Annotated in this window: 10 protein-coding genes and 3 pseudogenes; 7 read left to right on the top strand and 6 right to left on the bottom strand. The window is 63.3% G+C overall.

Going from position 1 to position 15,234, the window contains the following annotated elements; genetic code table 11:
• Window positions 1–111: 111 nt before the first annotated feature.
• Both SCI24_RS03470 and SCI24_RS03465 read left to right on the top strand, forming a co-directional pair.
• A pseudogene (locus tag SCI24_RS03470) lies at window positions 112–1,635 on the top strand (YjbH domain-containing protein); the annotation flags it as partial.
• A 111-nt stretch (window positions 1,636–1,746) separates the two neighbouring features.
• A complete protein-coding gene (locus SCI24_RS03465) occupies window positions 1,747–1,962 on the top strand; it encodes a hypothetical protein (RefSeq protein ID WP_318724018.1) in 216 nt (71 codons plus the stop codon).
• Here the strand turns inward: SCI24_RS03465 and SCI24_RS03460 are convergent.
• The 4 genes from SCI24_RS03460 to SCI24_RS03445 all read right to left on the bottom strand — a co-directional run bounded on the left by SCI24_RS03460 (window position 1,947) and on the right by SCI24_RS03445 (window position 7,076).
• Complete coding sequence (locus SCI24_RS03460; RefSeq protein ID WP_318724017.1) at window positions 1,947–2,372, bottom strand: hypothetical protein; 426 nt, start codon at window positions 2,370–2,372, stop codon at window positions 1,947–1,949. The two genes, SCI24_RS03465 and SCI24_RS03460, sit on opposite strands and share 16 nt — an antisense overlap.
• Window positions 2,373–2,390: 18 nt before the next feature.
• Window positions 2,391–2,867 carry a hypothetical protein gene (locus SCI24_RS03455; protein WP_318724016.1) on the bottom strand — a complete coding sequence of 159 codons (477 nt, stop codon included), beginning with the start codon at window positions 2,865–2,867 and terminating at the stop codon, window positions 2,391–2,393.
• A complete protein-coding gene (locus SCI24_RS03450) occupies window positions 2,864–3,166 on the bottom strand; it encodes a nucleotidyltransferase domain-containing protein (protein ID WP_318724015.1) in 303 nt (100 codons plus the stop codon). Before SCI24_RS03450 ends, SCI24_RS03455 begins: the two co-directional genes overlap by 4 nt.
• Window positions 3,167–3,593: 427 nt before the next feature.
• Complete coding sequence (locus SCI24_RS03445) at window positions 3,594–7,076, bottom strand: DEAD/DEAH box helicase (RefSeq protein WP_318724014.1); 3,483 nt, start codon at window positions 7,074–7,076, stop codon at window positions 3,594–3,596.
• Between the two features lie 288 nt (window positions 7,077–7,364).
• On the opposite strand from SCI24_RS03445, the gene SCI24_RS03440 reads away from it, so the two are divergent.
• A complete protein-coding gene (locus tag SCI24_RS03440; RefSeq protein WP_318724013.1) occupies window positions 7,365–9,230 on the top strand; it encodes an SEC-C metal-binding domain-containing protein in 1,866 nt (621 codons plus the stop codon).
• A 31-nt stretch (window positions 9,231–9,261) separates the two neighbouring features.
• On the opposite strand, the gene cysQ is transcribed toward SCI24_RS03440, so the two are convergent.
• Window positions 9,262–10,137, bottom strand: a complete 876-nt coding sequence (gene cysQ / locus SCI24_RS03435; protein WP_318724012.1) for a 3'(2'),5'-bisphosphate nucleotidase CysQ — start codon at window positions 10,135–10,137, stop codon at window positions 9,262–9,264.
• A 381-nt stretch (window positions 10,138–10,518) separates the two neighbouring features.
• On the opposite strand from cysQ, the gene SCI24_RS03430 reads away from it, so the two are divergent.
• Window positions 10,519–10,965: a CopD family protein gene (locus tag SCI24_RS03430; protein WP_318724011.1), complete on the top strand. Its 447-nt coding sequence runs from the start codon at window positions 10,519–10,521 to the stop codon at window positions 10,963–10,965.
• Window positions 10,966–10,973: 8 nt separating this feature from the next.
• Here SCI24_RS03430 and mscL read toward each other — a convergent pair whose 3' ends face one another.
• Window positions 10,974–11,420: a large conductance mechanosensitive channel protein MscL gene (mscL, locus tag SCI24_RS03425; RefSeq protein ID WP_318724010.1), complete on the bottom strand. Its 447-nt coding sequence runs from the start codon at window positions 11,418–11,420 to the stop codon at window positions 10,974–10,976.
• Window positions 11,421–11,613: 193 nt separating this feature from the next.
• On the opposite strand from mscL, the gene SCI24_RS03420 reads away from it, so the two are divergent.
• From SCI24_RS03420 to SCI24_RS03410, 3 genes and pseudogenes are all read left to right on the top strand, one after another.
• A complete protein-coding gene (locus SCI24_RS03420; RefSeq protein WP_318724008.1) occupies window positions 11,614–13,335 on the top strand; it encodes a PglL family O-oligosaccharyltransferase in 1,722 nt (573 codons plus the stop codon).
• Between the two features lie 159 nt (window positions 13,336–13,494).
• Window positions 13,495–13,692, top strand: a pseudogene (locus SCI24_RS03415) (IS481 family transposase); the annotation flags it as partial.
• Window positions 13,693–13,796: 104 nt separating this feature from the next.
• Window positions 13,797–15,174 (top strand): annotated as a pseudogene (locus SCI24_RS03410) (IS1380 family transposase).
• The last annotated feature ends 60 nt before the right edge of the window (window positions 15,175–15,234 follow it).

Genomic DNA, 15,234 nt, shown 5'->3' with positions numbered 1-15,234 from the left:
GAGGTTCCCTTTGACCGCATCACACGGTCAAACCTCGGGTAGTCCCCCGGCAAAGCCGGGGGATTACCTTATTTATTTAACGACCGCCCCGGCGACGCCGGTGGCGACCAGGGCGGCGAGTTCGCCCTCGACCAGCTGTTTCGCGGGCCGATGGCAGTCTTCGGGGGCATGGAGTACCAGACGCCGTGGGAGCCCCTGGTGCTGCAGGTAGAAGTTGAGGGCAATGACTACGCCAACGAACCTCAGGATAACGACCAGGCTCAGGACTCACGCGTCAACCTGGGAGCCCGATATCAGGTGACTGACAATATCGAGCTGCGTGCCGGCTGGCAGCGCGACAACACTGCCATGGCAGGGATAAGCTTCTCCACCAACCTGGCAGGGCTCTCCCAGGTGAAGCGTGACCCACCACCCCAGTCGCTAAATGCGCCCGCCGCAGAGGACTGGCGCGCGGTGGCGAGCCGCCTGCAGGCCAACGCGGGGGTCCGTGTGCACGAGATCCGCCAGCAGGGGAAAGACCTGACCGTGGTCGGCGACCCCACGACTTTTCGCAACCTGGCAAAGAGCGAGGCGCGCGCCGGCCGGATCCTTGCCGCCAATGCCGACGAGAGAGTAGAGACCTTCCGCTACCGCTGGCAGAGCCGCGGACTCGACCTCCGCGAGGACGTCCACGACCGAGCAGCCTTCATCGCCGCCGCGAACTCCAGCGAAAAGGCGCATAACCACCGTTATGGCCTCTATGCACACGCCGATCTAGACACCCCCGGCGGTGAGCTGCTCTACCAGGCCGAGCCACGACGTTTCGCCTGGCGTGCAGGTCCTGCTATCGAACAAAACTTCGGTGGCCCCGACGGATATCTCTACCGAATCTCAGCCTACACCTCGGCAGAGCTCACCACCGACGCCAATGGCTGGTTCTCCGGAAGCCTGACAGCGACACTAGCCGACAACCTCGATGAATACGACTATATCGCCAACTCCGAGCTGCCACGCGTCCGGACCTACATCGGCGACTACCTGGCCGAGGCTGATGTCGGTATCAGTAACCTGCAGTACACCCGCACCACCCAACTTGGCGACGACTGGTATGCCTTGGGCTACGGTGGCCTGTTGGAGATGATGTATGCCGGCGCCGGGGGCGAGCTGCTTTACCGGCCATTCGACAGCCCGCTAGCCTTGGGGGCGGACCTCAACTGGGTGCGTCAGCGCGAGTTCGATCAGCAATTCGATCTACGCGACTATGACACCTGGACCGGCCATCTCAGCGCCTACTTGGAGACCGGCATAGAGGATGTCCTGGCAAAGGTCAGCGTGGGGCGCTACCTCGCCGGCGACGTCGGCACGACTGTCGACTTGTCGCGGGAGTTCGACAATGGTGTACGCGTGGGCGCCTGGGCCACCTTCACCGATGCAGGCGACGACTACGGCGAGGGCAGCTTCGACAAGGCGCTTTACCTCTCGATCCCCATGGACGCCTTCTTTGTACGCTCGAGCCGTAACCGAGCCAACATTGCTTGGCAGCCCCTCACCCGCGACGGCGGGGCCCGCCTCAACCGGCGCTACCAGCTCTATGATCTAACGGCGGAGCGCGACCTCGGCCGCTACTGGGAGGACTACGAAAGCAGCTGGGACTAGATCCTCTCCACACCCAGCGAAGAGATCGCCTACATCCCACGACCACATTCTCGCACGGGACCAAGAGACACGATGGGGTAACATCGGGACATATCCAGAGAAGATTGCCCCATGAGACCCATCACGCTCGACTTCGACCCGCAGGGCCGGCGCATCCTGTCATGCGTCTGCGGCACTATCGAAATCGCCAGGGCCAGCGACTGGCAGGAGTTCAGAGTCGAGGCGATCGACTACGAGCTGGCGGTGGTCAGCTGCGAAAACTGCGCGCGGCATACCCGCCTGGGCCGACTCGCCGCCATTCCGGAGCCCCCTCAATCCATCTGGTGATCGGCCCCCAGGCTAACCTCGACTTCCCGGTCGACATCCGCTCGATGCGTTCCTTGAAGACGCCCTGGGCATCGCCTTCGCTGTGCACCAAGCGCACATGGCGCGACGGGTGGTGCGATCCGCGTGAGCGCGGTTGCCGTAGACACTTCTCCGGCACAAGGTGGGCTGCGCGATACGCTGGCCTTGGTGGCGGCAGCCATGGCGCAAAGGTGCGCTGAGGTCGCCGGAGAAGACCGTGCACAGGGACTGCCCATGCCGCGGTCGTGGGTATGGACCTCCACATAGGCCGAGCCGAGGATATGCCACTGCCGGTACTCCAGCAGCACCAGCCGCGCCTTCACCTCGGCCAGGAACAGCTCGATCAGCCTTCGGTCGTACGAGAAGTCGATCTTCAGCGCATCCCCGATCACCAGCGGTTCACATCGGCCTCAGCCCTGAAGCAGCATTCGATAGCGGCGACTGAACGTCTTGGCGTGCTCCAGCGTCGCCAGCAACTCCTCACCCAGCGTGAAGGCCTTGTTGAGCAGGCTGGCCTGGATCTCAGGGTCGTCGGGGTAGTCATGGGAAAACTGATTACGCATTTCATGGAAACGCAACCACTGCGCGGCCGAGGGAATGGCGCCAATCTTCTCCAGCCGGTTTAGTTTGTCGATGAAGGTCGGGAATTCGCCCGGCTCTTGGGTCAACTCGAGCACGCCGGGCAGGAGCCGGGCGCCCATTGCATCCTGAAGCTTGGAAAACCGGATCACGAATTGATCCACCACCGCGAGATCCATGGGCGTGAAGTCGGCCAGATCCTCTGGCGCGACAGGAAAACGGTTCTTGAGCGTTCCCATCGCCCAGCGAAGCCGTTCGGCATGACGCTCGCATATGTCGAGGCTTCCCTCGTATGCATCATGATTCACAAAGCCACTCCTGTTTCCCTCGCCACGCGATGCACCGGCAAATCCGGGCTCGCCTGTCTGCAGACCACCAGATCAATCTTCTGCTCCCCCAGGCGCTGGTGCAGTTCCACCATGGCCTCCAACTTGGCCTCCACAATCTCGTCAGGATCCTGCAGCTCGGGCTCGATATACAAATAAATATCCCCGCCGCGAGCCCGATCATCGACCCGCGAACCGAACAGCAGGATGCGGGTCGAGGCACCGAAATGCCGCTTCAAGGTCGTGACGATCTGCTGATGTTCCCGCTCGCTCAAGCGCATTGTCGATACCTTCCATCGCCTCTCATGCAACTGATCCTAGCATGCCCCCTTCACGCCAGACCCAGCTGCGGCTGTCGGGGCCAGCCTGCAGGGCCTCGCCCAGCACCCTGTCCCAACGCGTGTCCCGCTGCCCGCTGGCGATAAAGGCGGGCTGCACAGGCCCGCCGTGTGAACAAGTTCGGTTTCAAAGGTCGCTTCCGTCCGCCAGCCGAGCCCCCCGGTGGAGAGTGACGCCTCTCTTCAGTACATCCTTGATCGCCAGCGGCCGCAGACACGTCGGGGCACCGAATAGAGGGCCACTCCAAGGAATTACGTGTTGAGACAGACCAAATCTCTCCCCACACCAGATGTTTCACCACGTCCACAAAATCTTCAGTCGGCAACGAAACTGAAATGGTTTCTTGAACTGGTATCCTGAGTGACGCGACTACGCCACCGGCGCAAACAGCAGCGCCAGATCCTGCTCGTCGAACAGTGGGCCGTCACCTTGGCGCTGGGCCCCGCCCTCCAGAATCGAGGCGGCCAGATCCGCCTTTCGCGCCTGCAGGTCGAGAATGCGCTCCTCTACCGTGCCAGCGCATACCAGCTTGTAAACGAACACCGGATTTTGCTGACCCATGCGATGCGCACGCCCGGTGGCTTGAGCCTCGACTGCAGGGTTCCACCACGGATCATAGTGGATCACAGTGTCCGCCGCGGTGAGGTTGAGACCGGTGCCGCCGGCCTTGAGGCTGATCAGGAACACCGGGATCTCCCCCTGCTGGAAGAGCGCTACCCGCTGAGTGCGCGTCTTGCCGGGCGTGTCGCCAGTGAGCGAGGTGTAGGGGATGCCGTCACGCTCCAGGGCCTGACCGATCAGGCCCAGCATCTCGGTGAACTGCGAGAAGACCAGAATACGCCGCCCCTCCTCGATCAACGGTGGCAGCAGCTCGCGCAGCTGATCCAGCTTGGCCGAGCGGCGTACCTGTTTGGCGCTATCCAGCTTGACCAGCCGTGGATCACAGCAGACCTGGCGCAGCTTGAGCAACGCGTCGAGCATCACGATGCCGGAACCGGCCAGGCCACGCTCGGCGATGGCCTGTTGCACCCGCTGGTGCTGAGCCAGACGCAGGCTTTCATAAAGCTCGCGCTGGGTGCCGGTCAGGGTGATCTCGCGACGACTCTCAGTCTTGTCCGGTAACTCGCCCAGCACCTGCTGCTTGGTACGACGCAGCATGAGCGGCGAGATACGCCGCGAGAGGCGTTGGCTCAGCGTGGCGTCGCCCCCCTTCTCGATTGGCGTCCGGAAGTGTTGGCCGAACCACTGCTGACTGCCCAGGGCGCCTGGCGCCACCGCATCCAGCTGGGCCCACAACTCGCCCAGATGGTTCTCCAGCGGCGTACCGGTCATCGCCAACGCCCGCCCTGCGTTGAGCTCACGCACGGCCCGCGCTGTCTGGCTAGCGGCATTCTTGATCGCCTGGGCCTCGTCAAGCACCAGCAAGCCGAACGCAAGTTCTCGCAGCCGCTCCAGGTCGCGGATCAGCAGCGGATAGGTGGTGACCACCAGGTCGGCATGGGGCAGCGATTCGTCGAGCTGACGCCGACGCTGGGCCTTGCTCCCCTGCAGGGCCAGCACCGTCAGTCCCGGCGCAAAGCGTGCCGCCTCGGCGCACCAGTTGCCCACCAGGCTGGTCGGGGCCACCACCAGAGTCGGGCCTTGCAGCACACCGCGAGCGCGCTCATCAAGCAGGTGTGCCAACACCTGAACCGTCTTGCCCAGCCCCATGTCGTCGGCCAGGATGCCGCCGGTCTCGAGCTCGGAGAGGAAGCGCAGCCAGGCAAGCCCCCGAGATTGGTAGTCACGTAGTTCGCCCACGAAGCCTTCCGGCGCCGGCAGGCTGGCGGGCAATGCCTTGAGCCGTCGGGCCAGTGCTGACACATCCTCACGCCCTGCCCAGCGCTCATGCTCAGCCAGGGGCGCCACCCGCTCGGCGGCAGAGAGCGGCAGTTGCAGCGCCGCCTGTGGGTCGGCCTCGTCATTCAGCCAGTCGAGAATCGGCGCCATCAGCGATCGCAGCCGGGACAGCGGTAGCACCAGGCGACGATCCTGGTCCAGGGTCAGCGTCCAACTGGCCGCATCGGGCTCATCGGCGGCGGGTTCCAGCGGGAAGTCCGGGTTCTTGAGCAGCTGCCGCAAGATCGGCAACAGGTTGAGCCGCTGCCCCTCCACCTCGATGTCCAGGGCAAGATCGAACCAGCCATTGCCGGCCGGCTCGAGTTCGCCGTGCCACACCTCGGGCGCCAGATAGCGCGGCTCTTCGGGAAACTCGTCGCTGAATTCGACCCAGCAGCCCGCCTCGCGCAGTCGAGTGATCATGTCCCACCAGCCGTCAGGCCCGGCCAGGTGAGACGGCCACTCGGCGGCACTGGAGGGCGGGGCGTCGCCGCTGGGCAGCAATAGCGACCAGGCGGGGATGTCCAGCTTGTCCGGCACCGCCCCTCGCGCCATCAGCGATTCCAACGTCAGCATCCCCAGCGGCAGGGTACGGATCTGAGCCGTCTCCGCCGCCTTGTCGCGATACACCGTTATACGCTGACCATCCTGGAAGACAGGATCGACCTCCTTCCAATGAGCCGTCACCTTGGCACCGTCATAGTCGAAGCCCACCTCGGCGGCGCCCACCCTGATCCACTGCGGCACCAGCAGACCATCGCGATAGGAAAGCTGGCCGTTCGCCACTCGCATGGTGACCATGATCCGTGGCGCTACGCCTTCCAGGGTTCGCTCCTCCACCGTCTTGGGCAACGGCACCTTCTCGGCAAGTGCCGGCATGTGGCGCAGCCGCTCGCCAAGCCAGTCACTCATCGCCGGAGGCAACGGCGGTGCGTAGTTAAGTTGCCGGAGCAGCTCAGGGCTTCCCGCCATCGATCCGAACAGGCCCGTCCCAGGGTCGATATAGCAAAGCTCGTGCCCCAAGCGCACCACCAGGGCCTCAGCGGACAGGACATCGGACGGCTGAGTATCGGCCTGGAGGTACTGATTGCCTTCGGCATCGGGCTGCCAGTTGAGGGTCAGCGCGCAGCCGGGGCCCTGCTCGAGCCGTGCCCCGGTCTGCTTCTGAAAGAACAGCAGCGGCGGTTCGGGGTCATTCAACAGGGCCCATAGCGCACGGGCCTGAAATGGCTTGGACACCACCACCCAGTGGCGCTGCTGGCTGCCCGCCCAATACGTGTCACGGTTGCCATGCAACAGCAGGCTCAGCGCATCCTCCTGGGCAGCGGGCCAGCCCTTGGCCGGCGCCGGCGTCAGGCCTTGAGGGCTCACTTCGATGATCTGCGGGGATACCCATCCGCCGTGGCGCTTGCTCTGCCGCGACGGCCGTAGCCACACCGGCAGGACCTTGAGCAGTGTCTCCCATTTATAGGAAGTACTATCGAGGAACAGGCCCAGCCGATACTCGTCGCCAATGGTGGCACCGGTCACGGTCATGCTTGCCGCGCTCTCCAGCCGCCCCAGCCAGGCCTCCCAGTCACGCGTCAGTTGATCCGTCGCCGCGTCGAGCCGCGGGCTGTCCGGCGGGGTAATATCGCGCTCCATCTGTTCGAGGTAGGTCTGGATCAGCGCCACGGCATGCTTGCAGCAGACCCCCACCGGGCAGGTGCAGGCCGTAAACACCTCGTCACCGTCACCACCATCTTCCACCGAGATCTCGGTGACATAGGGCTGCTTGCCACTCCCCGCCAACTCGGCGCCGAGCACGATCATGTCATCCTCGACCTCCAGGCTCATGTCACTCGCCACTCGGCCCTGCCGGGCATAGCGCAGTCCGCGCTCCAACGACCCGGGGTCGAAGAAGTCCGTCCAGCCAATCTGCAGCAGCGTGGTGAACAGCGTGATGGCGGGGTCCGCCAGGCGTTGGTCCGACACGGTGATTCCTCAAGGTGATGGCGCAAACTCGCTATTGGACAAAACCGGCCGGGCGTTCGCAACCTGAATGAACGGCACTACGCGCCCAGCATGACCATACGGGTGGACAGGTGCCCTTACTAGCCCGCCACAACCGCATGACGTTATATGCCACGGCGGTAGCTCCCTTCGCAGGAGGAGAGCCCCGATAGATTCGCCCGGCAGCGGCTTATCAGGCTATCGTCGACCTCGATCACCTGCGGTAAGATACTCCCCAGCCAACCATGCACCCCGAATTGACGTCCGCCGATGCAACCAGACGACCTCCCCGAGATCCCGGCTGAGCTGGACCAAGCCATCCTGGCCTTTTTTCAGCAATCGATCCGCCACATCCTTCGCCATGAGGATGCCGAACGCTATTTCCAAGCCCTTGACGAGATTGTCCGGCATAGCGGAATGACGGAGTGGTTCGATCCCAATATGCCCTGGTGGGAACTGGGCCTCACGGTATGGAATGCCACGCCACTACCCTCGCAAGGGTTTCGTAGCGCCACATTGCCGCTTCCACGCCGTAACGATCCTTGCCCGTGCGGTTCCGGCAAGAAGTACAAGCGCTGCTGCCTGCCGCTGCAGAACGGCCATGCAATGGACCTCACCGAGGAAATACCGATTGCCCGAATGGCGATCTCCTTATTCACTCAGCAGCAACGGCAGGCGGCCAGTCGCCAGGCACCCGCCCCGATTCGCCTCCTGGTGGCCGAACATGAACTCGAGCAGGGCCACCCCGGCAAGGCCCGCAAACTGCTGCTGGCCCTGCTTCGCAGTGGCGGGCTCGACGATGAGGCGCAGACCCACGCCGTCCAACTGCTCGGGGATGCCTATGACGCCCTGGGCCATCAGACGGCCGGTGAGAAAGCCTTTGTCGAGCTCGTCCCCGGCCTCAAGCCCATGGCGGCCGCCGCCGCACTTTACTGGCTCTCCGGTCGAACGCTGGAGGACGACCGCCCCGCCGATGCCCTCGCGCACCTGCTGTACGCTGAGCATCTGGCCCCGGACAACCTGATCAATGGTCTGCTCAAGGTAGTGTGTCTGCGCGCCCTGGGAGAGGACGCCGAGGCTCGACGCACCGCCCAGGAGTGGTTGCCCCTGGCACAGGACCTGGACGACACGCAGGCCATCGAGCTGCTGCAAGCACAGCTGGGCCCGGCCCCGTTCGAGGGGTTTGATGATGCGCCGGATGACGCGGAAGACATCGCGGACGAGAACGACAACCTCTTGAGCCTGTTTGGCCCCGATGCGGCGACCCTCACCACCCTCACCGAGTTGCTCGAGGATGCCCTGCACCAACCGCTTCACCCCGTGCGCTTCGAGCCGGGCCCACCGGATTCCAAGGGCAGCCAGTCACGCTGGGTCATGATGGCGGCAGAGCAGGTCGCGCAAACCAACGCGTTGCTCTTCCACGATCCAAATGGCATCGATCCACTCGATCCCACGTTGATTCGCCATCATCCCGATCTGCTCCAGAACCCTGCGTTTCTCGAAGCGCTCGACGCCCATGCCGGACTGGCACTCAACGATGCGCAAGCCGCCTTCAACCAGGCGTTGGCACAGCAGGTGGATAGGCTGCTCGATCACATCCTGGCCGCCCTGCCAGCAGGCGGGCAGCTCCCCTGGGAATGGCTGGAACACCGCCCCGTGCTGCGGCTGATGCAGCAACGTGCCGTGGCGGAGCATGACCTCCAGGCTGCCATCGATGGCTTGTCATACGTGCTGTCCCTGTGCCCCAACGACAATCTCGGCGTCCGTGCCCCGCTGATCAATAGCCTGCTGCGCGCCGGCCACGACACCGAGGCTCTGGCCGTTGCCGAGCAATACCTGGAAGACCATCTTGCCGAAACGCGCTATGGCCGCGTGCTGGCACTGGTGAGGCTAGGCCGCCTTCACGAGGCTGAGCAAGCCCTTCGGGAAGCCTATGCAGCACTCCCCAAGGTGCTCAACTACCTCATTGCCAAGAAACGCAAGCAGCCCAAGCTGAACCCTCAGGGCATGGTCATCGGCGGTAACGATCAGGCCTGGTATTACCGGGAAGAAATGCGGGATGTCTTTCTGGAAACGCCCGGCATGATCGGTTGGCTGGAGAGCACCAAGAAGCGCTTGCCACCTCCCGATCATTGAGCAACGCCGGGCCGGCGCGTACGCAGACTCCTCAGCGCCGGCTGGTGGCCGCATCCAGCGCCTCGGCCAATGCCCTTTCCCAACGCGGGTCGCGCTGCCCGCAGGCGATGAAGCCGGGGTTGAGCAGACTCTCTGTCTGATTACAGCACAGTGGCTGGAGCGTCTCTGCCTCCAGGACCTGGCCACCGGCGGCAGTGACGATAGCCTGAGCCGCAGCAGTATCCCATTCATACGTAGGTGCCAGACGCGGGTAGAGGTCGGCCTTGCCCTCGGCAACCAGGCAGAACTTCAGCGAGCTGCCGATCGACTGGGTAGCGTGGGTCGGCAGCGCCTGACAGAAAGCCTCAAAAGCCGCCTGACCGTTGCGGCGGCTGCCCACCACCTGCCAAGGCTCGCAGTCTGGATTGGGTAGCGCTCGCACCCGGATCGGCCAGTCTCTGCTTCCTGTGGACGGACGTGCGCCCTCTCCTGCAATCTCGCGCCGGAAGGCACCTTTCTCTACATGCCCCCACCAGGTCACCGCGCCCTCGGGCAGGGCCGGCGCATGGACGATGCCGAACACCGGCACACCGTCCTCGACCAGCGCCAGGTTGAGGGTGAATTCGCCGTTGCCGGCAATGAACTCGCGGGTGCCGTCCAAGGGGTCAACAAGCCAGTAACGCGACCAGCCCCCGCGGGTGGCGAAGGGAATCTCGCCGGATTCCTCGGACAGCACCGGGACGCCCGGCGTCGCATGCTCAAGCAGCGCCAGCAGGGCGTGGTGGGCGGCCATGTCGGCCTCGGTGAGCGGGCTTTCGTCGACCTTGTGCTCGACGGCAAAGCCGCGGCGATAGATTGCCATCACTTCGCGCCCGGCGGCCTCCACCCCGGCAATTAGCCGCTCGATGGTCTCCTGGTCCAGCCTCATGCACGTCCTCCCTCGCCACGAACTACGACTTAGGTCGTAGACAAGCGTTTGACCTCGGGTATAATGAAAAACACTTTCAAAACTACGAGCGGGCTGCCAAAGCCCCGGAGACGCCACATGACCGACATGCCATTCGCCACCATATGGGACCAGCCCCTACCCGCACGCCCTCTGCGCTCGGCGCGTCGTCGTCGAAGCACGGAGCGCTTCCTGACCATCTGGAGCCGCCCTGTCGCCCGCCTGCCGAAGAAGACTGCCCAGGCTTCCCGTAACCGTCGCCTGCCGCCCTTCTATATCTAAGGATCCTATCCTGTAGCCTGGCCCTTTGCAGGCCCCTACGAGGTACCCTCGGCCTGGCCTGACAAGGAAACAGGAGCCGCCATGACCGCCATTCTGCTGTTGCTGCACCTGCTGGGCGCCACCGTCTGGACCGGCGGACACCTGGTGCTGGCGGTGACCATCCTGCCACGGGTGCTGAAGGGCAAGGACGTGGCGGCGCTGACCTGGTTCGAAGAAGGGTACGAGCGAATAGGAATGCCGGCGCTGGCGGTACAGATCATCACTGGGCTCTGGCTGGCGTGGCAGAAGCTGCCCTCTCTGGCTCTATGGTTCTCGACCGAGGGCGGCCCGGTAGCGCAGCTGATCCAACTCAAGCTCGCGCTGCTCGGCCTCACCGCCTTGGTGGCGGCCCACGCACGCTTTCGAGTCATCCCACGCCTCTCGCCCACCACCTTGCCGCTGATGGGCTGGCATATTCTCGCCGTCACGCTGCTTTCCGTGTTGTTCGTGGTGGCAGGGCTGTCATTCCGGGTACGCTGGGGCATCTAAGCCCCTGATCAGTCCCTTGATGCGTCAGACGACGCAGGCCCCTTGCGCAGTTCATCGCGAATCTCTCTCAGCAGCAGGATATCCTCTGGCGGCGCCGTCGGTTCGGTAGGCGCCGCGGCCTGCTGGCGGCGCAGGCGGTTGACGCCCTTGACCAGCAGGAAGACCGCAAAGGCCACGATCAGAAAACTGATCACGTTGTTGACGAACACACCGATGTTGAGTGTCACCGCCCCGGCCGCCGTGGCATCGGCCAAGGTGGCGTAGGGCCCCTCACCCTTGAGCACCAGGAAGATATCAGAGAAGTCGACACCCCCCATCATTAGCCCAATGGGCGGCATCAGCACGTCCTTCACCAGGCTCTGCACGATGGTGCCGAAGGCCCCACCGACAATGATCCCCACCGCCATGTCCACGACGTTGCCCCGCACGGCGAATTCCTTGAACTCCTTGAACATGCTTTCTTCTCCTTTTGGATCCGCCGCCCTGCGCAGCCGGTTGGGTGAAGTGTAGCGCGAAACCATCCTCAGCCCTTCCCGTGAGGCCTCGCGGCGCTTTACATCGGCTGCCCGTCCCACGACACTAACAATGTTACATTCCGATACGAATCGGTAATGAGAATACCAAGCCAATAGTGCCGCAGGGACTGCCATGACCACCGACACCGCCCCCAACCGCCGCCTGATCAAGTGGTTCATCGGCACGGCGATCTTCACCTTTACCGTGCTGCTGCATATCACCTTCCCAAATATGGGCGGCTCAGGGCTGCGCCTCCCCTTCAATGCCACCGTCTGGATGGGCTTCACAGTGATGATGGCCCTCTCCATGTGGCCCGCCACTCGGGGTGTGATCCGCTACAGCACCTTCCATATCGGGCTCGGGTTGATGCTGCTGGCCCTCTGGTTGCCCTTCCTGTGGACCTGGAACGAGGCCTCGCTGATCGCCCTGCCACGGATGCTGACGGTGACCGCCGGCGCCATCCTGCTGCTGGGCCTCGCCCAACTGCAGCTGACCCGCCGCGACTGGTGGTGGCTGGGCATGGCGATCCTGCTCGGCGCTCTGATGGAAACCGCCCTAGGCTATGTGCAGTTATACCTGCTTGAGCCCGGTAACTGGCTAGGCTACAACCCCGAGACAGGGCGGCCCTACGGCATCTTCCAGCAGGTCAATGTGATGGCCAGCTTCCTGGTTACCGGTCTGGTGATCTCGGCCTGGCTTTTCGGAGAAGCCCGTGACAGCAAGTTCGAGCACGCCATGATACTGCTGGCTCCACTCTTCATGCCAGCCCTGATCCTAGTGATTGCCTCCCGTACGGGTTGGATGGCGGCACTAGTCGCGGTGCCCTTGGTACTTTTACACCTTTGGAATCTTGACTCCTCTCGTTTCAGGTCTTGGGCAGGCACGCTGGCCGTAGGCTGCCTACTGGCGATCATTGTCTCGATTACACAAGGAGAGAGGGGGCGTAGCGCAGAGTCGATTTCTTCCCAAGGCTACCGACCCCAGGTCTATGAACACAGCCTGCGCATGATCGCCGAGAAGCCCATCACCGGCTGGGGCTATGGGCGCTTCCAGCACGACTTTTTGCATAGCCATGCCGAATGGCGAACAGCAGAGGAAGGCCGTGCAACCCTCAAGGAGCACTACAGCCACCCGCATAACGAGTTGCTCTACTGGGGGATCGAGGGCGGGTTGATGCCGATGTTGGCGATACTTGCCTTCGCGGGCTGGGTAGCCTGGCGGTTATGGGCCCGTGGGCCGTATGGGGAAAGACTACTAATGACCGCCCTGCTAGTCCCGCTCTCGGTGCACGCCATGCTGGAGTATCCCTTCTACCACTCCATGGGCCATTGGCTTGCCTTTCTGTTGCTGCTGGGATTGTTCGTCAATGTGAGCGGGAGGACGAGAGTCCGGGTCAACCGCTATACCTTCGGCGTTCGGGCGGGCTCCTGGTTGGCGGTGCCTATCGTGTGGCTTTTCATGGCAACCCATTTGCAGGCGCTATGGCAGGTCAAATCCTACCTCGAAACCAGTGGCCAGAATGCCAGCACCTTGACCAGCATCATCAACCCGCTTGGCATTCCCCATGACCTCGAGTTCTTGGTGATGTCGCAGCAACTCTCGGCCGCCGCGGCCCTAGGCTCTTCAGGTGGTATCGAGACTTATCGGCAATGGGCAGTAAAGGAAGCAACGCTGGCTCCCCACCCCAAACTTTATCGCGACCTGGTTATTGCCCATGAATTGACTACAGAAAAGGACAGCAATATGTATCAACGTTTCGAACAGCTATTCCCACATTTTGCACAGCAGATGGATGCACAAACACAGAAAGATGCTAACGTTGCGCGCCAGCCTGCAACGACACTGCAACAATAAAAAATGGCCGGCTGTATTACTAGCTACCAGTACGATCCCGGATGATCGTATCGCCTATAGAGGTTATCTTCATGGTCCCGGATGATCGGATCGCCTATAGAAGTTATCCTCTGTTAGCGGCCAGGGAGCTTCTTCAGCAATTCATCCGGGAGCAGGTTCATGGACATCAAGCTGCATAAACAAGCGACCACGACACCGAAGATCCGTGCCGAGATCCAGGCAGCGCCCTCCAGCATCACGGATAGCGAGTTGGCTCGCCAGTATGGCGTCTCCACCGCGACCATCCGGCGCTGGCGGTACCGTGACGATGTCCATGACCGTCCGCACACGCGTCACAACCTGCTGGCCACGCTCACCCCCTGATATTCACCGGGCAGCCCTGAAAATGAAGATGGCGGTTGGTATCCTTCTGATAAATCAGAGAGTTCCTGGCAGAACCTGATTCAGGAGGACCAACCGCCATGGGTGAAACCCTAACGACCTGGTCGCCGTCCTGCAACGGCTCCGTCAACGTCCACCTCAGCGGCGAGCGCACTACCAGTGACAGCGGTGCTTTGCTGCTGCGTGAAGCCCTCGACTGTAGCGGCGTGATCGCTGCGCTGGAGGACAACCTGGTCGATCGGCGCGACCCGCAGCGCATCCGTCATTCGCTGGCCAGCCAGATCCGCACCGTGGTACTGCAGCGTGCCATGGGCTGGATCGATCTCAGCGATACCAACACGCTTCAGCGTGACCCACTCTGGCGGTTGGCCTGCAGCGATGCGCGCGGGATGACGCCCCTGGCCCAAGAGCGGCCGTCTCAAGCCACGCTGTCGCGGCTGCTGACCTGCCTCGGGCGCAACGACAACATCGATGCCGTGCACGAAGGCCTGCTGCGTCTGGTGGTCTGGCGTTTGACCTCGTTGAAGAATGGCGAACGGCCCACGCACCTGACGCTGGACATCGACGGCCTGCCTATCGAGGTTCACGGCCACCAGGGTGGCTCGGCGTTTCATGGGCTTTACGGCGCACGGATCTATTCGCCACTGGTCGCCTCGCTGGCCGAGACCGGCGACATGGTCGGCGGCCTGCTGCGCGAGGGCAACGCCGGTCCGGCCGAGAACGCCGATACCTGGATCCCGCACCTGGTGCGGCGACTCAACGAGAGTACCGGGGCCCAGGTTCGAGCGCATCGACGCCGGTTTCACCGACAACGACACGCTGCAGGCCCTCGAAGAGCGCGACATCGAGTACCTGGGCCGGCTGCGCAGCCACTCGGGCCTGCAGAAGTTGGCGGCGCCGCACCTGAAGCGGCCACGAGGCCGGCCGCCCGAGCAGCCTCGGGAATGGTGCCACGACCTGGCGTACCAAGCCGGTTCCTGGCCGACGCCGCGGCACGTGGTGCTGGTGGTGCAGGAACGCCCCGATGACCTGTTGCTACATGCCTTCTTCCTGGTCACCAACCTCGGCAAGTTCGACTGGCCGCCGGAGCAGGTCCTGGCGCTCTACCGCAAACGCGGCAGCGCCGAGGCCCACATGGGCGAGGTGAAGTCGGCGCTCGATGTACACCTCTCATCGACGGATCGGGGTGCCTCCACCGTCCAGGACGTGATGGCCCGCAACGAGGTAAATCTGCTGCTGAACCTCTATGCCTACCAGGTCCTGCATGGGCTGCGGCGCTTGCTGGAGAGCCGCACGCACCAGGGATGGAGCCTGAGCCGGATGCGCGAGCAGGTGCTCAAGGTCGCCGCCACGCTATCGCTGCATGCCCGGCGCATTACCGTTCACCTCGGCGATGCCGCCGACAAATGGTGGCCCACCTTGCTGAAGGGGCTGCCTCGGCTGACGGCGCTGGTCTGACACTCGACCTCACCGTGATCCAATCAGCCACAGAGCGGCCACCACGGATGTTAATGGCCA

It is taken from the genome of Halomonas sp. (genome assembly GCF_033549285.1).
GTDB lineage: Bacteria > Pseudomonadota > Gammaproteobacteria > Pseudomonadales > Halomonadaceae > Halomonas.
The sequence above is the reverse complement of the archived record's forward strand: the minus strand, read 5'-3'. Positions and strand labels throughout refer to the sequence as shown.